General features: G+C 39.8%; 23 protein-coding genes. 17 read left to right on the forward strand and 6 right to left on the reverse strand.

Annotated elements, in window-relative coordinates; translation table 11 throughout:
• Window positions 1-39 precede the first annotated feature (39 nt).
• From F935_RS18550 to F935_RS12905, 5 genes are all read left to right on the forward strand, one after another.
• Window positions 40-159 carry a hypothetical protein gene (locus F935_RS18550; RefSeq protein ID WP_080645608.1) on the forward strand — a complete coding sequence of 40 codons (120 nt, stop codon included), beginning with the start codon at window positions 40-42 and terminating at the stop codon, window positions 157-159.
• Window positions 141-1,343, forward strand: coding sequence for an acetate/propionate family kinase (locus F935_RS12890; RefSeq protein WP_016139313.1), 1,203 nt, complete (start codon window positions 141-143; stop codon window positions 1,341-1,343). Before F935_RS18550 ends, F935_RS12890 begins: the two co-directional genes overlap by 19 nt.
• Before the next feature lie 41 nt (window positions 1,344-1,384).
• Window positions 1,385-3,529, forward strand: coding sequence for a phosphate acetyltransferase (gene pta / locus F935_RS12895; RefSeq protein ID WP_016139314.1), 2,145 nt, complete (start codon window positions 1,385-1,387; stop codon window positions 3,527-3,529).
• A gap of 231 nt (window positions 3,530-3,760) precedes the next feature.
• Window positions 3,761-5,287 (forward strand): fumarate hydratase, encoded by a 1,527-nt coding sequence (locus tag F935_RS12900; RefSeq protein WP_016139315.1) that lies wholly within the window; start codon window positions 3,761-3,763, stop codon window positions 5,285-5,287.
• Window positions 5,288-5,428: 141 nt separating this feature from the next.
• The gene (locus F935_RS12905) at window positions 5,429-5,983 is read left to right on the forward strand and encodes a DUF2059 domain-containing protein (protein ID WP_003654848.1); all 555 of its coding nucleotides are present in this window, start codon (window positions 5,429-5,431) and stop codon (window positions 5,981-5,983) included.
• Between the two features lie 24 nt (window positions 5,984-6,007).
• Here the strand turns inward: F935_RS12905 and F935_RS12910 are convergent, their stop codons facing one another.
• The 4 genes from F935_RS12910 to tig all read right to left on the reverse strand — a co-directional run bounded on the left by F935_RS12910 (window position 6,008) and on the right by tig (window position 10,431).
• The gene (locus F935_RS12910) at window positions 6,008-6,724 is read right to left on the reverse strand and encodes a DUF2846 domain-containing protein (RefSeq protein WP_016139316.1); all 717 of its coding nucleotides are present in this window, start codon (window positions 6,722-6,724) and stop codon (window positions 6,008-6,010) included.
• 154 nt (window positions 6,725-6,878) lie between these two features.
• Window positions 6,879-8,192 (reverse strand): ATP-dependent Clp protease ATP-binding subunit ClpX, encoded by a 1,314-nt coding sequence (clpX, locus tag F935_RS12915; RefSeq protein ID WP_005302193.1) that lies wholly within the window; start codon window positions 8,190-8,192, stop codon window positions 6,879-6,881.
• Between the two features lie 105 nt (window positions 8,193-8,297).
• The gene (gene clpP, locus F935_RS12920; protein WP_003654845.1) at window positions 8,298-8,903 is read right to left on the reverse strand and encodes an ATP-dependent Clp endopeptidase proteolytic subunit ClpP; all 606 of its coding nucleotides are present in this window, start codon (window positions 8,901-8,903) and stop codon (window positions 8,298-8,300) included.
• 193 nt (window positions 8,904-9,096) lie between these two features.
• Entirely contained in the window at window positions 9,097-10,431 is a 1,335-nt protein-coding gene (gene tig / locus F935_RS12925; protein WP_016139317.1) for a trigger factor, read from the reverse strand.
• Between the two features lie 414 nt (window positions 10,432-10,845).
• On the opposite strand from tig, the gene F935_RS12930 reads away from it, so the two are divergent.
• The 7 genes from F935_RS12930 to rdgB all read left to right on the forward strand — a co-directional run bounded on the left by F935_RS12930 (window position 10,846) and on the right by rdgB (window position 19,303).
• On the forward strand, window positions 10,846-13,134 hold the full coding sequence (locus F935_RS12930) for a TonB-dependent receptor (RefSeq protein ID WP_016139318.1): 2,289 nt from the start codon (window positions 10,846-10,848) through the stop codon (window positions 13,132-13,134).
• A gap of 107 nt (window positions 13,135-13,241) precedes the next feature.
• The gene (locus F935_RS12935; RefSeq protein WP_016139319.1) at window positions 13,242-13,925 is read left to right on the forward strand and encodes a Fe2+-dependent dioxygenase; all 684 of its coding nucleotides are present in this window, start codon (window positions 13,242-13,244) and stop codon (window positions 13,923-13,925) included.
• 457 nt (window positions 13,926-14,382) lie between these two features.
• Complete coding sequence (leuA, locus tag F935_RS12940) at window positions 14,383-16,080, forward strand: 2-isopropylmalate synthase (protein ID WP_016139320.1); 1,698 nt, start codon at window positions 14,383-14,385, stop codon at window positions 16,078-16,080.
• Window positions 16,081-16,164: 84 nt separating this feature from the next.
• Entirely contained in the window at window positions 16,165-17,325 is a 1,161-nt protein-coding gene (gene metX / locus F935_RS12945) for a homoserine O-succinyltransferase MetX (RefSeq protein ID WP_016139321.1), read from the forward strand.
• Window positions 17,325-17,918 (forward strand): methionine biosynthesis protein MetW, encoded by a 594-nt coding sequence (metW, locus tag F935_RS12950; RefSeq protein ID WP_001217230.1) that lies wholly within the window; start codon window positions 17,325-17,327, stop codon window positions 17,916-17,918. Before metX ends, metW begins: the two co-directional genes overlap by 1 nt.
• Window positions 17,915-18,502: a tetratricopeptide repeat protein gene (locus tag F935_RS12955; protein WP_016801941.1), complete on the forward strand. Its 588-nt coding sequence runs from the start codon at window positions 17,915-17,917 to the stop codon at window positions 18,500-18,502. Before metW ends, F935_RS12955 begins: the two co-directional genes overlap by 4 nt.
• A gap of 174 nt (window positions 18,503-18,676) precedes the next feature.
• Window positions 18,677-19,303, forward strand: a complete 627-nt coding sequence (gene rdgB, locus F935_RS12960) for an RdgB/HAM1 family non-canonical purine NTP pyrophosphatase (protein ID WP_016139322.1) — start codon at window positions 18,677-18,679, stop codon at window positions 19,301-19,303.
• 241 nt (window positions 19,304-19,544) lie between these two features.
• Here the strand turns inward: rdgB and F935_RS12965 are convergent, their stop codons facing one another.
• A complete protein-coding gene (locus F935_RS12965; protein WP_016139323.1) occupies window positions 19,545-20,420 on the reverse strand; it encodes an AEC family transporter in 876 nt (291 codons plus the stop codon).
• 252 nt (window positions 20,421-20,672) lie between these two features.
• Here F935_RS12965 and F935_RS12970 point away from each other — a divergent pair, with 252 nt between their 5' ends.
• The 4 genes from F935_RS12970 (at window position 20,673) to F935_RS12985 (ending at window position 24,461) form a co-directional block, all read left to right on the forward strand.
• The gene (locus F935_RS12970) at window positions 20,673-20,891 is read left to right on the forward strand and encodes a Sec-independent protein translocase subunit TatA (RefSeq protein WP_003654829.1); all 219 of its coding nucleotides are present in this window, start codon (window positions 20,673-20,675) and stop codon (window positions 20,889-20,891) included.
• Window positions 20,892-20,903: 12 nt separating this feature from the next.
• Window positions 20,904-21,338, forward strand: a complete 435-nt coding sequence (tatB, locus tag F935_RS12975; protein WP_016139324.1) for a Sec-independent protein translocase protein TatB — start codon at window positions 20,904-20,906, stop codon at window positions 21,336-21,338.
• Window positions 21,335-22,105: a twin-arginine translocase subunit TatC gene (gene tatC / locus F935_RS12980; protein ID WP_016139325.1), complete on the forward strand. Its 771-nt coding sequence runs from the start codon at window positions 21,335-21,337 to the stop codon at window positions 22,103-22,105. Before tatB ends, tatC begins: the two co-directional genes overlap by 4 nt.
• A 175-nt stretch (window positions 22,106-22,280) precedes the next feature.
• Complete coding sequence (locus tag F935_RS12985) at window positions 22,281-24,461, forward strand: PhoX family protein (RefSeq protein ID WP_016139326.1); 2,181 nt, start codon at window positions 22,281-22,283, stop codon at window positions 24,459-24,461.
• A gap of 68 nt (window positions 24,462-24,529) precedes the next feature.
• Here the strand turns inward: F935_RS12985 and F935_RS12990 are convergent, their stop codons facing one another.
• A complete protein-coding gene (locus F935_RS12990; RefSeq protein WP_016139327.1) occupies window positions 24,530-25,309 on the reverse strand; it encodes an NRDE family protein in 780 nt (259 codons plus the stop codon).
• A gap of 93 nt (window positions 25,310-25,402) precedes the next feature.
• On the opposite strand from F935_RS12990, the gene lgt reads away from it, so the two are divergent.
• On the forward strand, window positions 25,403-26,221 hold the full coding sequence (gene lgt / locus F935_RS12995) for a prolipoprotein diacylglyceryl transferase (RefSeq protein ID WP_016139328.1): 819 nt from the start codon (window positions 25,403-25,405) through the stop codon (window positions 26,219-26,221).
• The last annotated feature ends 3 nt before the right edge of the window (window positions 26,222-26,224 follow it).

A 26,224-nucleotide genomic window follows, 5' to 3' on the forward strand; every position in this document is an offset into this window, starting at 1 on the left:
CTAATGGCCTAAAGTCTATCTTGGACAGAAAAACAACACATGTTAAAACAGGACAACCCGTTCAATCTGTATCGAAAAATAATACATCTTGAACAGGAAGTTAGGGAAACTATTTTAAATCAGGACTTGGGTATTTCAACGTGGCTATATCAGTATTAGTTATCAATTGCGGCTCTTCATCTATTAAATACGCGCTGGTTTCAGAGCGTCGTGAAGATCGTATTTACGGTTTAGCAGAAAACTTGGGGGCAGCTGATGCTCGTATTAAGGGAGTTACTGTTGGTGGTGAACCACTTGAACTTTCAATTCCCTATGCTGACCATGCCAAAGCTTTAGAAACTTTACTTGCACGTCTTGCCAACTACAAACCGCAAGCAATCGGACATCGTGTTGTACACGGTGGTAGTTTAACCAAAGCCGAATTACTCACTCCTGAGATTATTGAACGTATTCGTGCAGCAACGCCTTTAGCTCCGCTTCATAACCCTGCACATTTAATTGGTATTGACGCAACTGTACGCCTATTTCCTGAATTACCTCAAGTTGCCGTATTTGACACTGCATTCCATCAAACCATGCCACCGCATGCCTACCGTTATGCAATTCCTAAGTTTTTATTTACAGATCATAATGTTCGCCGTTATGGCTTCCATGGTACAAGCCACGCCTATGTATCTGACAAAGCGAGTGAACTCGCAGGTAACCTGAAAAAAGGTGGATGGTTAACAGCGCATCTAGGGAACGGCAGTTCAACTTGCGCAGTATGGAATGGACAAAGTGTTGATACCTCTATGGGCCTTACTCCGCTTGAAGGTGTGGTAATGGGAACCCGTAGTGGTGACGTTGACCCGAGTTTACATAGCTTCCTTGCGAAAAATCTTGGTTGGGACTTGGCTAAAATTGATAAAGTTTTAAATAACGAAAGTGGCTTACTTGGCTTATCTCAATTATCTAATGACATGCGTACAGTGATTGAAGCTGCTGAAAATGGCAACGAAGATGCTAGTCTTGCAATTGAAGTCTTTAGCTATCGCCTGGCAAAATCACTTGCTGCATTAAGCTGTGGTTTACCAACTTTGGATGGCTTAATCTTTACTGGTGGTATTGGCGAAAACTCAGCTTATATTCGTGAAAAAACCTTAGCTTATTTACCTCATTTCGGTTTGCAGCTTGATAAAGATCAAAACAATAACCTAAAACATGGCACTGAAGGCCGAATCGACAATGGAACTGGTCCACAAATTTGGGTCATTCCTACAGATGAAGAAGGCCGTATTGCTAAAGAAACTCGTCAAGTTGTTGAAGCGGCAGAAAATACAGCATCTGTAGCAAGCCTTGCTTAATTAGAGCTCAGCGAAAACTCGATATTTATTTATAGGTTTATATGAATACAATTTTATTGATTCCTACAGGCGAAGGGGTTGGTTTAACCTCTGCCTGCTTAGGCATGATTTACGCACTTGATTGCAACGGGATTAAAGCAGGCTTTTTAAAACCATTTTCTCAAGAAGACCAAGAGCAGCTTGACCGAACAACTTCATTATTCGGTCATTTATTTCAAAGTAAAACTGTTCAATCTATTTCGCATGAAAAATTAACTCAGCTTATTGCCGCTGGGGAAGTAGATGAATTACTTGAAGAAGCTGTTAGCCTTCACCGTAGTGTTGCAGCAGATCACGATGTCATTATTGTGGAAGGCTTATTACCTAACGGACAAGACCACTTCGCCAGTGAACTCAATGCAAGTCTTGCTCAAGCGCTTGATGCAGAAGTCGTATTGGTTAGTACAGCAGATATTCAAAACCCGAAAAAAGCCGCAGAAAAAGTAGATGCTCATTTACGTCAATTTGGTGGAACATCTTCAAATCGTACTGCTGGTGTACTCTTTATGCGTACCCGTGGATTAACTGAAGAAACAGCACAAATTCCTGTTGCGTTTGATCCATCGTTACGACCGACTGAAGAAATCGCAAAATTTACGACCGAACTGCAAAAATATAATCGTTATTTTGGCTCTAGCGATTTACCAATTATTGGACTAGTTCCATTTAGTAACACGCTAAGCGTACCAAGAACACTTGATATTGCAAATGTCATTGATGGGCAATGGGTACATCAAGGTGAAGCTAAAACACGTCGTATTTTGCATTCGAGTTTAATTGCTTCAAGCATTGAATATGAACTGAACAAGTTCATTGCAGGCGAGTTGATTATTAGTGCATCTGAGCGTACCGACGTTTTACTTGCAAGTAGTTTGGCAACCAGCAATGGTATTCCTCTGGCGGGTTTGGTACTTACAGAAAGAGAAGCACCAGCACCCGAGCTTTTAGAGTTTTGTCAAAGTGCGATTAAACAAGGTTTGCCGATTTTACATACCCGTTTAAACACACTTGAAACCGCTCAGCGTCTATCTAATTTTGGCAATGAAATTCCAACAGACGATACCGAACGTGCTGAGCAAGTGACCCGATTTGTTTCAAGTCATATTGATGTTGAATGGCTTAAACAGCATAGCAACAATGCAGCTACCCCTCGCCTGTCGCCATCGGCTTTCCGTCATGAACTGGTACAAAAATCGATTGCAGCGAAAAAACGGATTGTACTGCCTGAAGGTGATGAACCACGCACGATTCAAGCAGCGGCAATTTGTCAGGCACGCGGTATTGCTGACTGTATTTTGCTGGCTAAACCAGATGTAGTACAGGATGTTGCAAAAGCACGCAGTATTGAATTGCCTGCTGAGCTGGCAATTGTCGACCCTGATAGTATTCGCGATCAATATGTGGGACCAATGGTTGAGCTACGTAAAGGTAAACTCAACGAGCTTCAAGCAAAAGAACAACTTCAAGATACTGTTGTGCTTGGCACCATGATGTTAGCTTTAGACGAAGTCGATGGTTTAGTTTCAGGTGCAGTACACACCACTGCAAATACGGTCCGCCCAGCATTCCAGCTCATCAAAACAGCCCCTGATTATTCACTGGTTTCATCAATCTTCTTTATGCTTTTACCAGATGAAGTTTATGTGTATGGCGACTGTGCAATTAACCCAGACCCGACAGCAGAACAACTTGCTGAAATTGCAATTCAGTCGGCTGACTCAGCGAAAGCATTTGGAATTGACCCACGTATTGCCATGATCAGTTACTCAACTGGCACTTCTGGAACAGGTGCTGATGTTGAGAAGGTACAGCAAGCAACTCAAATTGCTCAGCAACGCCGCCCTGATTTACTGATTGATGGTCCACTTCAATACGATGCAGCTTCAGTTGAAAGTGTGGGACGTCAAAAAGCACCAGACTCACGTGTTGCTGGTCGTGCCAATGTATTTATTTTCCCAGATTTAAATACGGGTAATACCACTTACAAAGCGGTACAACGTGCTGCCAATGTCGTGAGCGTTGGACCAATGCTGCAAGGTCTAAACAAACCAGTTAATGACTTGTCTCGAGGCGCATTAGTAGATGACATCGTCTTTACCATTGCATTAACAGCAATTCAGGCAGAGCAACAAGCCGCTGCTAAATAATTAATATAATTTTAACTGTTTCTACCTCTCGCCATTTGATGTCCGCTCAAATGGCTTTTTTTTATTTTAGTCACTCAAAAATAAATAATTTTCCCGATTTTTCACTTTTAAATCACTTCAAATCTTCTTATGCGACTTTCGGTCAAAAGATCAACCAATCTCCCACAACACTGTATTTTTGTCATATAATTTAGCCCGCTAGCTAACAGCCCGCTCAAGAGATTTTCTGGTATGACAACGATTATCAAACAAGATGACTTGATTACATCGATCAAGGACGCCCTACAGTTTATTTCGTACTATCACCCGCAAGACTTTATCCAAGCGATGAGCCGTGCTTATGATCGCGAAGAAAACCAAGCTGCAAAGGATGCAATTGCACAGATTCTAATTAACTCTCGCATGTGTGCGGAAGGTCATCGTCCAATTTGCCAAGATACTGGTATTGTTAACGTTTTCCTTGAAGTGGGCTTAGATGTTAAATTCGATTTAACAATGAGCTTAGACGATGCAGTAAATGAAGGTGTTCGCCAAGGTTACCTTGAAAACAGCAACGTTCTTCGTGCATCTGTACTTGCAGATCCAGCATTTGGTCGCAAAAATACAAAAGATAATACCCCTGCTGTAATTCACTACAAACTCGTTCCGGGTAACAAAGTAGATATTACTGTTGCTGCTAAAGGTGGCGGTTCAGAAAACAAATCTAAACTTGCGATGCTTAACCCATCTGACTCGATTGTTGACTGGGTACTTAAAACTGTTCCAACTATGGGTGCAGGCTGGTGTCCTCCAGGTATGCTCGGTATTGGTATTGGTGGTACTGCTGAAAAAGCCATGATGCTTGCTAAAGAAGCACTCATGGAAGAAATCAACATGGACGAATTACTTCGCCGTGGACCAGAGAACAAAATCGAAGAACTTCGTATCGAAATCTTTGAAAAAGTAAACGCACTTGGTATTGGTGCTCAAGGTCTTGGTGGTTTAACGACTGTTCTTGACATTAAAATCAAAGACTACCCATGTCACGCTGCTGGTAAACCAGTAGGCATGATTCCTAACTGTGCTGCTACTCGTCACGCTCACTTCCAGCTTGATGGTTCAGGTGTAGCTCATATTCACGCACCAAAACTTGAAGACTATCCATCTGTAACTTGGGATTCTTCAAAGTCTAAACGTGTAAACCTTGATACCATTACTCAAGAAGAAATGGATTCTTGGAAACCAGGTGATACATTACTTCTTAGCGGAACAATGTACACAGGTCGTGATGCTGCTCACAAACGTATGGTTGAAATGATCGACAACGGTGAAGAATTACCAGTTGATCTTAAAGGCAAGTTTATTTACTACGTAGGCCCAGTTGATCCAGTGGGTGATGAAGTCGTTGGTCCTGCTGGTCCTACAACTGCAACACGTATGGATAAATTCACACGTAAAGTATTAGAACATACTGGTCTATTCGGTATGATCGGTAAAGCTGATCGTGGCCCTACAGCAATTGAAGCAATCAAAGACAACAAAGCAACTTACTTAATGGCAGTTGGCGGTGCGGCTTACCTCGTATCTAAAGCTGTTCGCGAAGCTGAAGTTGTTGCGTTTGCAGACTTAGGTATGGAAGCAATCTACAAATTCGTAGTTGAAGATATGCCTGTTTCTGTTGCAGTTGATGTAAACGGTACATCAATTCATGCAATTGCTCCAAAAATCTGGCAAGCGAAAATTGGAAAAATTCCAGTAGTCGACGCTGCGGCAGGCTAATCAAGAAAAGCACCGAATTCGGTGCTTTTTTTATGCATTCTTTTTTATTTTAAAATCTGAAAAGAATTGTAACAATTACTTCTTCAATCTGTGCTATTAATAAATGCACTCTCTCGCCATATATTGAATATAGGTCATTTCATGACTATTCGCCCTATTCTTAAAAATCTTTCAATTAGCCTCTGCCTAAGCTGCATTACTACAAGCTTATTTGCTTCTCCTGCCAAATTAAGTTCAGTCAAAGAACTCATGCAAATGAGCCAAATTGATTACCTGCTTAAAGAATCAATTAATGAATTAACACCTTATTATGATCAACAGGCGGAACAGATCGTTAGTAATATCACAGGCATCAAAACTTTAGGTCCGAAAGAAAAAGAGGCCGCGAAAAAGTTAGGTTTGCTCTTAAAGGATTCGAGCAATCAGCTCATTAGCAACCCTAAAACTGCCCAAGCCTTACAAGATATTTATTTAAAGACATATTCTGAAGAAGAAATTCAGGCAAATTTGAAGTTTTTGAAAACTCCAGAAGGCCAATCAATTACGCGTAAAAACGTACAGATTATGGGACAAATTTCAGAATATATGATGGAGTTGGGACAACAGACCTTTAATGACCCTAAAGCACGAGATCATATGCAAGAAGAGATGCTTAAAATTATTGCTCCACTCATGAAAGATAAAGAAAAGTCTTAACTTTTCTTTATCTTTTGTAGGCCATTACCAAGTTAAAGGATTCCATAATTTAAATGGTTTAATCAGATGTACATCTGATTTTTCATCATATTTGGCTGGCTTTAATTCCTGTGGTTTATGTCGAATCTTTCCTGAAGCATCTTCAGCCACAAAGTTGTAGCTAGAAGATTTAAGCTCTGTAAATGCTATCTCTCTACGTCCAATATTGTCTTGCATTAACATAAATGGGCCAGTGTGTTCACCACGATCCATTTTGTTCTCTTCATCATATTTCAAATAATAAGACGTTCCAGCCTCAACAGTTATATCCATATATTTCGGTTCTTGAAAATGAATACCAAGTAAAGGCCGGCTCGCAGAAAGACGATAAGTTCCTGCTGGTAATTCAATCCAGTAATAATGATTATGTAATAAACTCGGAATGCGCTTGCCATTCACAAAGAGATTTATCGCCGCAATTTCCTGACGATTCCATTTCGTGTCTGGTCGATAAAGATAAACTACAGCAGCTTGTTGATTTTGTGGTTTGACTGGAGCAAAAGTCTGACCCAACTTTTGATTAACCCAACCACCTACAGCAAAACCACCTACATGATATTGATCAAATAAACCAGGTTCTTTTTCAACATCAACTTTAGGTAAGGTTGCAGTCAATTCACCCGTATTTTTTTCTAAATGAGATGAACTTTGACAGCCCACAAACAGTCCGGCACAGCACAAAGATACGATTAAATAACGCATGGCATCCCTCAAAGCGTTTTGTTTTTGATTTATTTTTTACAACGCAAAACTATGCGTATTTTGTATTTTTAAGATTAACACCACGCACATAAATTGAAAACAAAAAAAGCATGAATCACTCGCGCGATTCATGCTTTTTAGATGAATGAAATCTCTATGCAGACTTCGAATCAATAACCTTTAAATCTGCCTTAGCAACACTTTCATGCGTTGCAGCTTCTTTAGGTTGACGCTCTGCTTTATAAACAGGTTCTGCCTCACCATTAATAACTGCTTCATTAATAATGACTGTTCCAACGTCAGTACGACTTGGTAAATCGTACATAGTTTCAAGCAGCACGTTCTCCATAATAGAACGTAAACCACGCGCACCCGTATTACGCTCAAGTGCTTTCTTCGCAATTGCACGTAATGCAGAATCTTCAAAGATCAGATCAACATTTTCCATAGTGAAAAGATATTGATACTGGCGAGTTAATGCATTTTTTGGCTCAGTCAAAATTTGCATTAATGCTTCTTCGTCCAACTCTTCAAGTGTCGCAATCACTGGTAAACGACCAATAAATTCTGGAATTAAACCAAATTTCACTAAGTCGGTTGGCTCAACCTGACGGAACAATTCAGCAAGTTTCTTGGTTTCATCTTTGTTTTTAACATCAGCTGTAAAACCAATACCGCCTTTCTCTTGACGCTGCTGTACAATTTTTTCCAAACCAGAAAATGCACCACCACAAATAAACAAGATATTCGAGGTGTCAATTTGGATAAATTCTTGCTGCGGATGCTTACGTCCACCTTGCGGAGGAATAGAAGCCACTGTACCTTCAATCATTTTTAACAATGCTTGCTGTACGCCTTCACCAGAAACATCACGCGTAATTGACGGGTTTTCAGATTTACGAGTAATCTTGTCAATTTCATCAATATAGATAATGCCCTTCTGAGCTTTCTCTACATCGTAGTCCGCTTTTTGCAAAAGTTTTTGTACAATATTTTCAACATCTTCGCCCACATAACCAGCTTCGGTTAATGTCGTTGCATCTGCCATTGCAAATGGAACATCTAAAAGGCGAGCCAATGTTTGCGCAAGTAAAGTTTTACCCGAACCTGTAGGTCCAATCAGTAGAATGTTACTTTTAGCAATTTCTACTTCTTTAGACACATGGCCATTGTGACCAACTTTTAGGCGTTTATAATGGTTATAAACCGCAACAGATAACGTCTTTTTGGCAAGATCTTGACCAATTACATATTGATCAAGCGCAGCACGTATTTCATGTGGTTTTGGCAATGCCTTACTCGCCCAGTCCCCTGCTTCAACCTGTTGGCTGGTTTGTACAAGGTCTAAGCAGACATCCACACATTCATTACAAATATATGCGTCCTCACCTGCAATCAGTTTCCCGACTTCAGACTGCGTTTTACCGCAAAATGAACAATGTTTTTGTCCTTGAGGATGTTCGGACATATTCACTCCACAAATAGAATCTTAAATATTAGGGCAAGATGCACTGCATAAATAACTAAATGGAGATCTTTTTCAACATCTCAAGTTATTTATATAAGAAGGTCCTTATGGACGCTTACTCAGCACCTGATCAACCAAACCATATTCTTTAGCAGACTGTGCTGTCATAAAATTATCACGGTCAGTATCACGAGCAACGGTTTCGTAGTCTTGACCACTGTGCTCTGCCATTAAGCGGTTTAAACGTTCTTTAATAAATAGAATTTCACGCGCATGAATTTCAATATCTGATGCTTGACCACGGAAACCACCTAATGGTTGGTGAATCATGACACGGGCATTTTCTAAACAATAGCGTTTGCCTTTGGCACCAGCATTTAACAAGAATGCACCCATTGAAGCAGCTTGGCCCATACAATATGTCACGACATCAGGTTTAATAAACTGCATCGTGTCATAAATAGCCATGCCCGCTGTCACAGAACCACCTGGAGAATTGATATAAAGGTGGATATCTTTATCAGGGTTTTCAGCTTCTAAAAACAACATTTGGGCAACGATTAGGTTTGCCATGTTGTCTTCAACTTCACCTGTTAAAAAAATGACGCGCTCACGTAAAAGTCGTGAATAAATATCAAAAGAACGTTCGCCGCGAGAAGATTGTTCAACCACAACAGGAACTAAAGCATTTTCAATTGTTGGAACATACATACGTTATTTATTCCTAAATTTTTTGTGACTTAACCTATGGCAACAATATGCGGGATAATTTCTCAAATTGCAAAAGGTTCGCACTGAAATATTATATTATTTATACCTAAGTACTTAATGTCGCACTCAAATTAACCACATATTGAAAAACGAAAAAGGCGCCTAAAGCGCCTTTTTCTGACTTCTTAAAAGATTAGCCCATACGGCGAGCTTGTTGTTCTTTTAACAAATCATCATAAGATACAGGTTTGTCAGTCACTTTAGCAGCAGCTAAGATGTGATCAACAACTTGATCTTCTAATACAACAGCTTCAATTTGAGCACGTTGTTGAGCATCATTTTTGAAGTATTCAATCACTTCAGTTGGATCTTCGTAAGAAGAAGCCATGTCGTCAATGTAAGCATCAACGCGAGTTTGATCAACTTCAAGTTTAGCGTCAGCTAAAACTTTGCTCACTAATACACCAAGCTTAACAGAACGCTCTGCTTGTTCTTTGAACAATTCGTCAGGAAGCATGCTCTTGTCAAAAGATTGCGCGCCTGCACCACCAAACTGTTGAGTGAACTGTTGAACCATTTGTTGACGTTGACGGTCAATTTCTTGAGCAACCATTGCAGTTGGAACTTCAACTTCGTTCGCAGCAACAAGTGCATCAAAAGCAGCTTGTTTAACTTGGTTACGTAAACCATTGCGAACTTCACGTTCCATATTCTTACGAACGTCAGCTTTTAATTTCTCAACGCCTTCTTCTTCAGTTACACCGAAGATTTTCAAGAATTCAGCATCAATTTCTGGAAGTTTTGATTTTTCAACTTGCTTCACAGTGATTTTGAATTGAGCTGCTTTACCAGCTAAGTTTTCAGCTTGGTAGTCTTCAGGGAAAGTAACATCAATTACTTTCTCTTCACCAGCTTTCATGCCAACGATGCCGTCTTCAAAGCCAGGAATCATACGACCTGCGCCTAATACGAGTTTAAAGTCTTCAGCAGAACCGCCTTCAAACTTTTCACCGTCGATAGTGCCTTCAAAGTCAAAAGTCACTTGCATGTCTTTTTTCGCCATGCCCTTGGTAACAGCCCAAGTTTGACGTTGCTTTTGCAAGTTTTCGATCATAGCATCAACGTCAGCATCTTTAATTTCAGCTGTTTTACGTTCAACTTCTAAACCGTCGAATGCTTGTACCGTAACTTCTGGATAAACTTCTACAGTCGCTTCAAAAACTAAAGCATCTTCTTTATGTTCAACTTTATCAATGTTCGGCATACCTACTGCATTGATTTTTTCTTGTTGAATTGCTTCAAAAACGCTATCACGAATGATGTCATTTACAACTTCTTGATAAATGCCCGCACCGTATTCGCGGCGAACAACGTTTTCAGGCACTTTACCTGGACGGAAGCCGTTGATCTTCACAGTTTTGGCAGTGCGTTTCAAACGAGCTTCAAATTGCTCGTTAATACGGCTCGTCGGTACAGAAACATTTAAACGACGGGCAACGCCCGAAACCGCTTCAGTCGTTACTTGCATGGCTTCCTCGATAAAAATTAGTGAGTAGGAACAGTTTTTTTAAAAGTGCTGTATTATATGACAACTTTCCAGATATACAAAATTAACCGACCACTTCATTTAAGTTAAGGTCGTTATTGTCGTAAATTTCACAGTAATTTTATGATTCTTTAAATATTTTTCATAAAGCCTTAAGTAAAACTAATTTTTTAGTTATTCTTCATAAATCTAAAATTACAATCAAAATCAATTTTTAATCGCTTTTACAAACACTCACTAAGAATCAGTAGATTAGCTACATAAAAGTACAATTTCCCATTTAATTATTCACTTTATCTTCACAATTCAATTGGCAAATCCAATTAACACAAACTGTACATATAAATAAGAATTATTATTATTCGCATAACCTTTTAGTTTTAGAGTCCTGAAGTCATGTCTTTGATTAGAACACGTAAAAAAATTGTTTCATCTGCGATAGCTTCATCGTTATCAATGATCGCAACAACAGCCATGGCACAAGAAGCAATTTCACAATTACCAACGATTCATGCTCAAGCGACTCAAGAAGAATCTTTAAAAGTAGATCAGTCAGCAAATTCTAAATTCGTAGCTCCCCTCAAAGACACGCCAAAATCAGTCTCTATTCTTTCTCAAAAATTAATTAAAGATACAAACTCTAATACCCTACTCGAAGCGTTACGCTATGAACCAGGCATTACTTTAGGTGCAGGTGAAGGCGGTACCCCGTTTACAGATATGCCTTACATTCGTGGTTATAGCGGTCAATCTTCTATTTATGTCGATGGTGTTCGCAATACAACTTCACAAAGCCGCGATATGTTTGCCATCGAACAAGTTGAAGTGATTAAGGGCTCTTCTTCTGCTCTAGGTGGTGGCGGTAGCGTTGGTGGAAGTATCAATTTAATTCCTAAAGTTGCTCATGAAGGTGACGTTTACCAAGGTAGTGTTCAAGGTGGTACTGACAACTATCGTCATATCCAACTCGATGCCAACAAAGACTTCGGTAACGGAATTGCTGGCCGTGTTGTGATTATGGGCCATGAAAATGAAAAAGCTGGTCAAAGTAACGGCGCTGAATATGCTCGTGCTGGTATTGCATCAAGTCTGGCATTTGGTTTAGATACGGCAACTCGCGGAACACTGAGCTACTATTACTTACGTAGTAATGATGAACCTGATGCAGGTATTCCGTTTAACAACGCAAATCCAACGACTCCTCCTGCTGGGGTTATTGTGACTCCTGGTGATGGTAAGCCTGTTGATGTAAAAGCAGGTACCTACTATGGTTGGAAAGCACGTGATTTCGATAAACGCGAAAACCATATTGGTACGTTTAAGCTAGAACATGATTTTAATGAAAATCTTACCTTGTCGAATGTAGCAACTTACAACAAATCTAAATCTGATTATGTTTATACGAATGCTGATGACTCTAAGGGTAATATTTACAGAGGTACAATCGCTCGTCGTGCTTTAAGTCGTATTTTGGATAGTGATGCTTATAGCGATCAACTTTCTTTAAGAGGTAAATTTAATACTGGTTCATTAAAACATTCTTTTAATGTTGGTACTGAATGGAGCTTCCAAGAAACTGATCAAGGTGTACATACATTTACTAATGCTGCAGGTGAAACCACCTCAACCATTTTAGACAGCAATATTCAAAACTGTACTTCAGCTGCCGCTGTAGCAAATGGCTGGTGTACAAGTTTAAATAATCCAGGAAATGGTGCATTTACTGATAAACGCGGATCTATTACAGCACAATCTACAACGCGTAGTCATAATGTAGGTGTTTATGCTTTAGATAGTATTGAATTTAATCCACAATGGTTACTTAATGTAGGTGTTCGTTGGGATAAATTCGATACTGAGAAAAAATATAATAAGGACGTAGGTGGACGTACACCTCATAAAGCCGGTGATAAATTAGAAAGCGATACAGATTACTTCTCTTACCAAGCTGGTTTAGTTTTTAAACCAACAGAAGATGGTAGTATTTATTTAAGCTATGCAACTTCAGCGAATCCTGTAGGCGTGCTTGCTGAAGGTGATACAGGTTCAGATTCTATTAGCGACTCAGGGACTGCAAGTGCGAGTGCAAATGATCTAAAGCCAGAAGAAGCTCGTACGTTTGAACTAGGAACTAAATGGGACCTATTTAATAACCGTGCTAATTTAACTGCAGCAGTTTTCCGTACTGAAAAGCAAAATACTCGTATCCAAATTGACCCGAACACGACTACTAATGCAGGTAAAAGTAAAGTTGATGGATTCGAAATTAGCTTGAACGGAAAGATTACTGACAAATGGGATGTATCTACAGGTTATAGCTATTTAGATAGCGAAATCACTGAAGCTGCATATAATGCCGTTGCTCAAGAAGGTAAGCCTCTTCCATTCGTAGCGAAAAACAGCGCGACTTTGTGGTCTACGTACAAAGTTATACCTCAATTGACTTTAGGTGCTGGTGTTGAATACCGCGATCAAGTTTTTGTGAACACAACTGCTCCAAAATACTTGCCAACTTATACTATTTACAACGCAATGGCTAAATACGATGTGAACAAGAACGTAAACTTACAGCTTAATATCAATAATATTTCTGATAAGCGTTATTTCACAAGTGCACATGCATCTCACTACGCGTTTGAAGGTAATGGCCGTAATGCAGTCTTAGCGATTAACTTTAAATACTAAGGTTAAATTCCATAATTTATTTATGGCATTAATTAAAGTTCCTATAAAATAGCCTCGTCATGAGGCTATTTTTACAAATGAAGTATCTATATTAAAAGGTGTTTGCTGTGATTCATCATATCCCTAATGTTTTAAGCAAAGAGCAAATTGCCGAGTTTCGTAAGCTCATGAATGACGCAAGTTGGGTGGGTGGAAAAGTGACTGCGGGCACCCTGTCGGCTTCGGTTAAAAGAAATCAGCAACTCTCTGAACAAGACCCGCTTACTCATCATTTAAGTGATATTGTCATTAAAGCAATTTGGCAAAATCCAGTGTTTCAGGCTGCAGCCCTACCCCATAAAATTATTCCACCGCTTTTTAATCGTTATGATGAACATGAAAGTTTCGGTTTTCACGTGGACAACTCAATTCGTCTTATTCGTGGCACTTCTGAGCAGCTCCGCACCGATTTATCTTGTACACTATTTTTAAGTGAGCCTGATGAGTACGAAGGTGGTGATCTGGTTATTGAAGATACGTATGGTTATCACGAAGTTAAATTACCAGCAGGCGATGTCGTGCTCTACCCGTCGACTAGCCTGCATGAAGTCAGTAGCATTACGTCTGGTACTCGTTTCGCTTCTTTTTTCTGGGTTCAAAGTTTGGTACGCGACGATAGTAAACGCCATCTTTTATTTAACTTAGATGAAAGTATTCGAGAATTGCGTAAAGCACACGGCGACAACTATTCAGAAGTCATGAAACTCACCAATATTTATCATAATTTAATTCGAATGTGGTCAGAGCTGTAACTACATTTATTTTTGCCTTATTGAGATCATGTAATTTCTTTTACCTTAATATGGCAAAAATATGAAAATTATTTTCTCAAAAATACAAAACTGCGCAAAATTAGAAAATTATTTTCTAATTTCTGAGATTAAAATTACTATAAGAATTTTGCACAAGGTGTAATCGTTGTTTAGATGTGATATATCTAAATATCGAGATTACCAGCAAACCATCAAACTTATTATTTCACGGTCTAGAGATGAAAACGAATTACTTGTTTGCCCAGCCTACTCAAGCAAGACATCATCCGCAACTCCTGATACTGCGCCAAGCGCGCGTATAAAAATTTTGTCTGCTTTCTAAAGCAGTACTTTGCAATTCCCTTTAATTTTTCTGAATTAGATACCATATATAAGTAGAGACGTTGCCTTTTAAATATATCCAGAGCAACTGCGCTACGAGACAAGGAGTTTTCTCATGATGTTGGCTGACCCAAGCAAAAAATACCGCCGTATGTACCAACGAGTGGATTTACCAGATCGTCAATGGCCAAATAACGAAATTACAAAAGCGCCAATCTGGATGAGCACCGACTTACGTGACGGCAACCAAGCAATTTTTGAACCAATGGACATGGAACAAAAATTCAAAATGTTCAAAATGCTTGTAAAAATCGGTTTCAAACATATTGAAATCGGCTTCCCTTCTGCATCTCAAATCGACTTCGATTTTACGCGCTTGTTGATTGAAGAAAATCATATTCCCGATGACGTATATATTGAAGTTTTGGTTCAAGCACGTGACCACTTAATTGAACGTACTTTTGAATCTTTAGCAGGTGCTAAACGTGCAATTGTGCATATTTATAACTCTAACTCTCCAACCTTCCGTCAAAAGGTGTTGAATGTAGATGCTAATGGTGCAAAACAGTTAGCAATTAATGCTGCTCAAAAAGTTAAAGAATATGCAGCGCAATATCCTCAAACTGACTGGATTTTCCAATACAGCCCAGAGTGTTTCTCTGCAACTGAATTAGAAGTCGCTAAAGATGTCTGTGATGCCGTCACAGAAATTTGGGATGCTCGTCCTGAACATAAAGTGATTTTAAACTTACCAGCGACTGTAGAAGTTTCTACACCAAATGTTTATGCAGACCAAATTGAATGGATGCATCGTAATTTGGCACGTCGTGATGGTGTGATCATTTCTGTTCACTGTCACAATGACCGTGGCTGTGGTATTGCTGCATCAGAACTTGCCATTATGGCGGGCGCTGACCGTGTTGAAGGTTGTGTGTTCGGTAATGGTGAACGTACAGGTAACGTTGACGTTGCAGCTATTGCGTTGAACATGTACACGCAAGGCGTAGCGCCAGAGTTAGATTTCTCTAACATTAATGACGTGATTGCAACGGTTGAAGAATGTACTGGTTTACCTGTACACCCTCGTCATCCATATGCAGGCGACTTGGTATTTACTGCATTCTCTGGTTCACACCAGGATGCAATCAAAAAAGGCTTTGAGTACCAGAAAAACGAAGAAATCTGGGATATGCCTTACTTGCCAATCGATCCGAAAGATTTGGGCCGCGACTATGACGCAGTTATTCGTGTAAATAGTCAGTCTGGTAAAGGTGGTATCGCTTACTTATTAGAAGCGAACTACAACGTTGTATTGCCTCGCCGTTTACAAATCGAATTCAGTCAGGTTGTTCAACAATATGCTGATGATAATGGTACAGAAATTAATGCAAAAGAAATCTGGACATTATTTAAAGATACTTACGTTGATGTGAAAAACCAGCATTACACAGTCAAAAACTACAGATTGTCTGATATTAATGGCACTCAAATTATCGAACTTGATGTTGATGTCGAAGGTGAAATTCAACAACTTCGCGGTGAAGGTAACGGACCAATCTCTGCATTCTTAAATGCACTTCAATTACCGATTGACGTGTTGAACTATGAAGAACGTAGTATTAGTTCAGGTGCAAATGCGAAAGCATTAACCTTGATCGAACTTCAAGTCAAAGGTACAGGTAAAGGCACATTTGGTGCAGGTGTTCATGACAATACAGTCACCTCATCAATTGAAGCAATTATTGCATGTACTAACCGTTTGATTGATCAAGGCGTTTTAAGTACAGATCAGGTGGTTGCCGCCGCTGTTTAATTTAAAAAAAAGACTTTGGAAAGGATACCTAGCTTGGTATCCTTTCTTTTTATTCCTGAAAGATTTAAAAGGCGAAATGTTCCCGTGTCTTTTCCAGCTGATTCAGTGGGGTTAGTCACTCCGCAAAAGTTCCAATTTGAAGAACCATTACATCTTGAATGTGGTCGTGTTTTGCCACGTTTTGAATTAATGGTCGAAACTTACGGCACTTTAAATGCAGATAAATCAAATGCCATTTTAATCTGTCACGCTCTTTCCGGACATCATCACGCAGCGGGTTATCACCATGAAGATGATAAAAAAGCTGGCTGGTGGGATGGCTGTATTGGCCCGGGTAAAGCAATCGACACGAATAAGTTCTTTGTAGTTTCACTCAATAATATTGGCGGATGTAGTGGCTCAACTGGCCCAACGTCACCAAACCCTGAAAATGATAATCGTCCTTATGGACCAGATTTCCCGTTAGTTACAGTACGTGACTGGGTCAAAACGCAAGCTATGCTTTCAGACCTTTTGGGTGTAGATGTATGGTATGCAGTTGTTGGTGGATCATTAGGGGGCATGCAAGCACTACAATGGTCAGTAGACTATCCTGACCGCTTACAAAAGTGTGTGATTATTGCCAGCGCACCAAAGCTTTCAGCACAAAATATTGCATTTAACGAGGTTGCGCGTCAGTCGATCTTGTCTGATCCAGACTTCCATCATGGTCGTTATTTAGAAAATGATAGCTACCCAAAACGTGGTCTGATTTTGGCTCGCATGGTCGGCCATATTACCTATCTTTCAGAAGAAGCCATGAAACAAAAATTTGGCCGTGATTTAAAATCTGGCAAATTTATGTACGGTTTCGATGTCGAGTTTCAGGTCGAAAGTTATTTACGTTATCAAGGCGAACAGTTTAGCCGTAACTTTGATGCCAATACGTATCTCATCATGACCAAAGCTTTGGATTATTTTGATCCATCACGTGAATATAATCATTCGTTAACAGAAGCGATGGGTAAAACCAAATGTCAGTTCCTGATTGTCTCTTTTACAACAGACTGGCGTTTTGCCCCTAGTCGCTCTCAAGAAATTGTAGATGCGCTTATTACCAATCATAAGCCTGTAAGTTACCTTGATATTGATGCTGAGCAAGGTCATGACTCGTTCTTATTCCCGATTCCACTGTATGTCAAAACCATGCGCGCTTTCTTAGGCGGTGAAGAACATTTAAAATCGACATCACTGGAGGCAAGTTAATGCGTATTGATCAACAACTGGCAGAAAAGTGGATTAAACCCGGCTCAAGCGTACTCGATTTAGGGTGTGGTGATGGTGAATTGCTCGCTCATATGAGCCAAAAGCATCAAATTCGTGCTTATGGTTTAGAAATTGATCAAGAAAAGATTGCAATTGCCGTCAGTCGCGGGTTAAATATTATTCAACAAGATTTGAATCTCGGTTTGAGCCGTTTTGCTGACCAGTCTTTTGACTATGTGGTTATGGCACAGGCTTTGCAAGCCGTAGATGCACCGGATGTTTTATTAAGAGACATGGTGCGTGTGGGTAAACAGGCAATTATTACTTTTCCGAACTTTGCGCATTGGAAGACTCGGTCTTTTCTTGCATTAAAAGGAATGATGCCTGTATCGGATGCTTTACCATATATGTGGTATAACACCCCCAATATTCATCTATGTACATTTAAAGATTTCGAAGCACTCTGTGCTGAAAATCAGATACAAATTATTAATCGACTCGCCGTCAATGGAAATCAGCAGGGAAGCCTGTTAAGCAAACATGTTCCTAATTTGTTTGGTGAAGTCGCTATTTATCGAGTGAGTGCACTATGAAAAAGACATTATTTAGCACACTATTTGCAGGACTGCTAAGTATGCAGGCTCATGCAGATTATATCGCCCAGCCACAATCGGTTGCGAGTCAGGCTGCACGCTTTTCAACAATGGGGGTTAATGACCTTCAGAAAGCTGCAAAAGCTGGTCAAGCAGGCGCGCAATTTTACCTTGGTACACACTACCAATATGGTAAAGATGTAGAAAAAGATGAGAAACAAGCTTTCACATGGTTTAAAGCAGCAGCTGATCAAGGTTTATCACCAGCTCAATTAAACGTAGGCCGTATGTACGCCGACGGTATTGGTGTTAGAAAAGATGAGTCTATGGCTCGTAAATACTTTGAAAAAGCAGCAAGCAATGGTGATAACCGTGCAAGCTATAACCTCGCGATGATGGAAGAGCAAAAGAAAAACTACGTTGGTGCTTACCAGTGGTATGAGCTTTCAACTCGTGATGGCATGCTCGACAATAAAGTGATTAGCCTATCAGAAGGTAAGAAAACTGCTCTAGCAGCGAACTTAACTCAAGAACAAATCCGTACCGCACGTGACCGTGCAGACAAATGGATTCAAGCACAATAATAACGGTTCATCCGTAAAAAAACTTACTCGACTAAAGCCACCTTGTATGCTCTACAAGGTGGCTTTAGTTTAGGTTATTCCATTTTATATTCTATTTGTTTCCCTCTATATCCCCTCTTAAAAAACACGTAACATAACTCACGTTCGATATTAGCTATAAAGTTTGGTTTTATTATGTCTACCCCACATTGGTTTGATCAGGGCAGTTTAGTTCTTGCCAGCAATAACAAAGGTAAAGTCGCTGAGTTTGAAAAACTTTTTGAACAGCTTAAGTTACCTGTAGAAATTATTCCTCAAGGTCGCCTTAATATTCCCGATGCAATTGAAGATGGCTTAAGCTTTATTGAAAATGCCATTATTAAAGCTCGTCATGCCTCTCAAATTTCAGGTAAACCTGCTATGGCTGATGACTCAGGCATTTGTGTTCCTGCCTTAGGCGGCGCACCTGGTATTTATTCAGCACGCTATGCTGGAGAACACGGTGACGATGCAGCGAACAATGCCAAATTATTAAATGATCTTTTACCATTTCGTAAAAATGGTGAAGTGATTGAAGGCATGTTTGTGTGTGTGCTTGCTTTAGTAACCCATGCTGAAGACCCTTTACCACAGATTTTCCAAGGCATCTGGCACGGCGAAATTTTAGAAGCTGCACGTGGTGAAAATGGCTTTGGTTATGACCCACTGTTCTGGTTGCCTGAGTTACAAGTTTCTAGCGCTGAACTGTCTAAAGAAGACAAGAATAAGATTAGTCATCGCGGGCAAGCGATGCAGTTATTTAGAGAGAGCTTGCAGAAGTAAAACTTTATATCGGTTTTAGTTTAATGTTAAAGCCATTTGCTATCGTGCTAGGCGACATGGATGTCGCCCGTCACTGCCTTGCGCTGATTCCCAAAGCAGTGCTTCGGGAATCGCTCAGGATGTGTCGTCAGTTCGACAAATGGTTTTGTTACTTTTGACGAAACAAAAGTAAAGTATTGCTTACATCCACAAAATAAGCATATAACCACTCTTCTAAGGCCGTCTGATCTAATCATCTTACTTAGAAATAAAGATGCAAAAACACTGCATAAATCGCAATACACACACAACTCACAATCGTCCCTGAGGCGATATAAGCCGCAGATCTTCCTGTTCCTTGGTAATGTGTTTCTAACGCTACAATATTGGCTGCTGGTGGCAGACAAAACATTAAAAACATGACTCCAATGTGCTGACTTATATTTGGAATTGGTAGAAATCTATACGTTAGTCCACAAAGAATAAGTCCACACACCACTTTAAATGTTTGAGCTTTGGTACTGTAAATTAAGTCTTTGGCATAAACTCGGGTACGGCGTAGCCACATTCCGAGCACACACATCCCAGCAAAAGTCATTACAAATTTAGCTACCTCATAAATCCAATGTATAGCTGGATGTTCAATATGTTGAGCACCTAAAAGTCTGAGGACAAGCGCACAGAATATCGAGATACAAGGTGGAGAGCTTAAAACCTTTTTTAATATGTTGAGCTTGCTTTGCGGTGCCGTCGTTACAGCAGTTACGGCCCATGCATTTCCAAAAATCGAAACACCAATATATAGCGCCACTATCGGAGCAGTAGCTTTAGGACCAAATAATGCCATGGCAAAAGGAAAGCCTAGCCATCCCATGTTGGTATAGCTCACACAAAGCGCTAATAACCTGTCTTTAAATAACGCTAAATAAGCAAAGAACAGAAGAAATGCAGAACCGAAGCTAAAGAGCATTAAACTCAAACTACCCGGTTGATAAAATACCATGTTGTAAATAATAACAACTGGAATAAGCAAGCGTGCAAGCCATGCTGAAAGGATAGGTTTTAAAGTTTCTGAAATAGAAGTCTGGGCAAGCAGAAGTCCGACAATAAAAGCAAATATTGGGAGCAATAATGCCACGTTTTATCCTTTCACCCATCAAAATCAGTTTGTTATGCTACACCTTTTCAAAATGAAATGTACTCTCCTTTTCAAGTAATTTAAGCATCTCTTTTCCCGCTATATCTAAAATAAAAAATCAAATACAGCCTTTATAGAACTACCTTTTTAGATTTTGACTGATGGCTATTGTCTTAAAAATGACATATAAATGTCACATTGTTGTCATAGCAACCTGTTGATATAAAGCGAACTGAAAAGAGGTATAAGATCATGGCCGGTTTATCTATTTGGCACGTCGTTATTTTTGCAATTGTCGTTATTTTATTATTCGGTACATCTAAATTAAAAAATATCGGTAAAGACGTAGGCGGTGCAGTAAAAGACTTTAAAAAATCAGTTCGTGAAGAAGACGAAGCTGCTGCGCTTAATACTCCACGTACAATTGATGCCCAAGTCAAAACTCCTGACAGCACATCAGTGAAAAGCTAAAGGTTTTCCACCATGCTTGATGTAGGAATGACAGAGCTGCTCTGTTTTGCAATTATTGCAATTTTAGTTTTAGGCCCAGACAAACTTCCAGAAGCCGCACGCTTTGCTGGTCGCTGGTATGTTCGCCTAAAACGTTATATTACCAATTTGCAAAATGAGATTGATCAAGAGTTGCGTCTTTCTGAATTTCGAAAAGAAATGCAAGAAGAACTCAACCGCATTGAAGCACTAGAACGCAAAGTACAACAACAACTTGAAGAAATACAAAAACAGACTACTTCAGACAATTCAGAAAAAACTGAGGTAGCTGAAACTATATCTGAGTCGACGATGTACTCCCCTGTATCGGGTCATTATGAAGTGCCCTTTCTTGCCAAATTTACACCTTTGGCATCTCCAAGCGACACTTTAGAAACACCTCCCGTTAAATTGAAGATTGCCGTATGAACCAACTGCCTTCAACGACTGTAAATACGCAAGAAAATTTAGACCAAATGCCAATCATGAATCATTTGGTCGTTTTAAGACGTCATTTATTTAGAATTGTCGGGGTAACATTATTTTTATTCTTTTGCTTATTACCCTTTCGAAATAATACTTACCAATTATTATCGGAACCTTTAAGGCTGCAACTTCCTGCATCATCTTCAATGATTGCAACAGATGTAACTGCAACCTTTATGGCGCCTTTTAAGCTCAATTTATTTGTCGCGCTTGTGCTGGCAATGCCATTTATTCTTTATGAAATCTGGACTTTTGTCCGCCCTGCGTTATATCAAAAAGAACGTCATTTAGCACTGCCATTACTCATCGGTAGTATTGTTTTGTTCTATGCCGGAGTTGCTTTTGCATACTACATTACACTTCCTGCAATTTTACATTTCTTTATTAGTGTATCGCCTGAAACTGTTGCACCTATGACGGATATTAATAGCTATCTAAGCTTTTGCTTAAAGCTGTTTTTAGTTTTTGGTATCACTTTTGAAATTCCAATCGCGACGCTCCTACTGATTTTAATAGGTGTGGTAAATACAAAAAGTCTTGCTGAAAAAAGACGTTTTATCATTGTGGGATGTTTTTTTGTAGCCATGTTCATTACCCCACCTGATGCAATTTCTATGGTGATGTTGGCAATCCCGATGTGGTTGCTTTTCGAACTTGGATTATTGTTCGGTAAAATTCTTGAGAAAAGAAAAGCTCAATCTGCTGAATAAAATAATATTTAAGAAAAAGCCTGAACCTCTAAGTTCAGGCTTTTTTATATAGACCACTTTTTAATCTACAAAGCCATAAACTGTCTTCAAAGTGACTTAAAAATGTAAGAAAAGTGTCATTTCTAGTCCATAGAATCAACTCAACAAATATACTCACAAAAGTTACGGATTTATTATGACAACTGCTTCTAACCACCCAACACGTCGCGATATTTTAAAATGGTTTACGGGGATTCCTTTTCTTCCATTAGGTGCGATGGCTACGGCAGCAACGTTAGCAGGATGTAACGATAGTAATGATGATTCAGACGTTACGACTCCATCAAAACCAATTAACTTTAAAAATGCAACGTTCACGTCAATGCCTGCTCCTTCTACTGTAGCAGAGATGGCAACAACGGCATGTGCATCAAAGCTTGCCATTTCATGGGAAGATGGCAGTAAAACTGAATATCAACTTGCTTACAAACCATTCTTCTTAACAGGTACAGAAGTTCCTGATGGTAAAGGCGGAAAGATTATCGCGGGTGGTTATGTTGACATTAATAATAAGCCAATTATCGATAAATCTGTTGCTGGTAAAGAACGTCAATTCTTCTCTGACTGTCCAGATGGTAGTTCTCTGATTAGCTTTAAACAAGCGACTGGCAAAGATTTCACAGATGCAGACAAAAAAGCATTAGGTGTAACTGGTAATCCAGTGTTCCATGTGGTTCAGTTTGAATATCTATCGAAAGACCAAAATGGTGGTGATACTTACGGTAAATTATCATCTCCGATTGCAGTACTTACTTTAGATCAAGACCCGAAAACTGGTCATTTGACTTTAATTAAATATCACAATGTAGACACTTCAAGCGCACATGGTTTATGGATTACTTGTGGTGCAAGCTTATCACCATGGGGAACTCATTTATCGAGTGAAGAATATGAGCCAGATGCTTTCAACCAAAAATTAGGTCAATCACTTTCAACACTTAAAGCATTCAGTAAAAATGTGTATGGTGATGAAAATGCGGCTAACCCATATAACTACGGTCATTTACCAGAAATTACGGTAAATGCAGATGGTACGGGTCGTGTGACAAAGCACTACTGTTTAGGCCGTATTTCACATGAGCTTGTGCAAGTTTTCCCAGATAACCGTACAGTTTTGATGGGTGATGACTACACCAATGGTGGTCTCTTCATGTTTGTTGCAGATAAAGAGAAAGACCTATCTGCCGGCACACTTTACGTTGCAAAATATACAACAGTACTTACAGATACAACGACGGGTCAGATCTCATGGATCAAGCTTGGTCATGCAACAAGTGTAGAGATTGAAAACCTAATCAAGAGCGGTATCAAAGGAACTGATATTTTTGAATCGGTTCTACAAATTGCCAAATATCCAAGCGATGCAACGACAGCAGAAAAAGATGCTATTGATGCTGGAGATAAAGGTACGCCTGAACAACAAGCTTTAGCAAAAGCTGCGAAAGATCGTTTAAAACTACAACAAGCTGCTCAAAAAGCAGAATTAGAAGCTCAAGGTTTCAAATTTACTTATTTGAGCAAAACTGGTGTTTATCTCAAGCTTAAAGATAACAGCGACAGAACTAAACTTGCAGCAGCTTTCCTTGAGACACACCGTTATGCTGCTTACGTTGGCGCTTCAATGGCATTGACCAAGAACGAAGGTACGACTGTAAATATTGCAGATAAACGAGCATATTCAGCTTTAGCTAACATTGTTGATTCAATGGTTGAAGGTGGTAGCGGTTACCTTGCTGAGCACAACGTTAAATTCCCGAAAATCACGGCTGGTGGTATTTTGGAGCATAAACTGGCAGGCGGCCAAAAAGACAGCTTAAATGTGGCAATTAATAGTGAATGGGTACCTAGCCAATCTAGTCTTCTCATTAAAGGTAAAGACATTAGCTTTGACAGCTTAGGTAACACTGCTGACCCAGAACAGATTGCTAGCCCTGACAACTTAAAGTTCTCTGAAAAGCTACGTACGTTATTTATCGGTGAAGACTCTGGTAACCACTTAAATAACTTCTTATGGGCTTACAATGTCGACACTAAACAGCTCATCCGTATCTTGTCTACACCAGCAGGTGCAGAGTCAACAGGTCTACACGCAGTTGATGAAGTAAATGGATGGACTTACATCATGAGTAACTTCCAACATCCAGGTGATGAATGGAACCGTTTCTACAAAGAAACTAACGGTGTTCGTACTGGTATCAGTGCAGATTTACTTTCGCAAATTGATACCGCAATTAATACCAACTACAGCAACAAATTTGCAGCAGCCGTTGGCTATATCACTGCCGACCCAATTGCTCCATCTGTTGTAAAAAAATAATTTCTACTCTTTAAAAAGAAACCTGCTTTATGCAGGTTTCTTTTATTATATTTCAAGTTAATTTATCTCTATCCGCTTAAAGGCACCTGCTGCTGAACAATTTGACCGCTGTGCTCACCTTGTTGGGTCTTTTCAAACCAAAGCCATTCATTATTGGTCATTCTTAGAAAATTCGAACAACGTGTGCCATACACGGGACTTTGAATAAAGGTTGATGACAATAACTCTTCCATCTCTGCTTGAATGCCAGTATTCGGTAATAAAGCAGTTGTGACTTTACGCTCATCTTCCAGAATATCCCAAGCCGCATGTTGCAAAGTTGGTTCTTCCGTCTGATGCTGAAGCATAGGCAAAAACTCTTGCGTAAAACGTGTTCGTAAATGTTTAGTTTTTTCCCAATGTTCAGACATTAAGCCATTCGAAACCACATACACACCGTTAGCCAATACTTGCGGAGCTTCACCACGGTTACTCATATAAACCGCTTGATCAGCATTTCCCATAAACAAGTTAAAGCCAGCAAAATTCTGTTGCTGCTGTTCTAATTGTTGAGCAAATCGAATCGGCAATAAATCAGATTCTAAAAAAGCCTGAACCAAATGCCCCCGAGAAGTCTCATAAGACTTTTGATCCCGTCCATCACGAAAGTTGGTTAAAACAGCCCATCGACCTTGAGGCGTAACGCCCATCCACGTGCCACCCGACTGCAAATCTTGTCCCGCAACAATGGGGGTATGTTCCCATTGATGCAACAAAGCTGTTGGGCGATGATAAAACTCATCCCGATTTGACATAAGACACAAGGGCATATCATCCAGAACATGCCATGCTAAAGCCACAATACACATTGATTCTTGTTCCCTATCTTTACACATTGAATGTACAACATTTTTCACATCATTCCGCTACAATCTGTCAAAACGTAAGATCAAGGAGCAGCAATGCTGACCTATCCTAATATCGATCCGGTCGCAATACACTTAGGACCTCTTCAAGTCCATTGGTATGGACTCATGTATTTATTGGCATTTTTATGTGCTTGGGGGCTTGCTTCCTACCGTGCCAAACAACGTGATGGCTGGACATCAGAAATGGTTTCCGACCTAGTGTTCTATGGTGCCCTAGGTGTTGTTCTGGGCGGTCGTGTCGGCTATGTCCTTTTCTATGAGTTTGATAAATTCCTCGAAAATCCGATTTGGTTATTCCAAGTCTGGACAGGTGGCATGAGTTTTCACGGCGGTTTCCTCGGTGTTATGGTTGCTATGCTATTTTGGTGTAAAAAATACCAAAAAACATGGTTCCAAACGCTCGACTTTATTGCCCCTTGTGTACCGACAGGCTTAATGTTCGGACGCATTGGTAACTTTATTGGCGGAGAGTTATATGGTCGTGCGGTAACAGATCCAAATTATGCATTTGGTATGATTTTCCCGACAGATCCATTACATCTGGTTCGCCATCCGTCACAAATCTATCAAGCGCTTTGTGAAGGTTTAATTCTATTCATTATATTGTGGTGGTTTAGTTCAAAGCCGCGTCCACGTATGGCCGTTTCTGCCCTATTCCTAATGGGATATGGTGTTGCCCGCTTTGTTATGGAATTCTTCCGTCAGCCTGATGCCGACCAAGGTTTTATTCTGTTTGGCTGGATGACAAAAGGACAGATTCTAACAATTCCAATGTTGCTGATTGGCCTTTGGATGATGTGGTATGCCTACCAAAAGAAAATTTATGACTGGGGTCCACAAAAGAATAGTTAATAT

The sequence above is a fragment of the Acinetobacter calcoaceticus ANC 3811 genome, from assembly GCF_000399665.1.
Taxonomy (GTDB): Bacteria; Pseudomonadota; Gammaproteobacteria; order Pseudomonadales; family Moraxellaceae; genus Acinetobacter; species Acinetobacter calcoaceticus_B.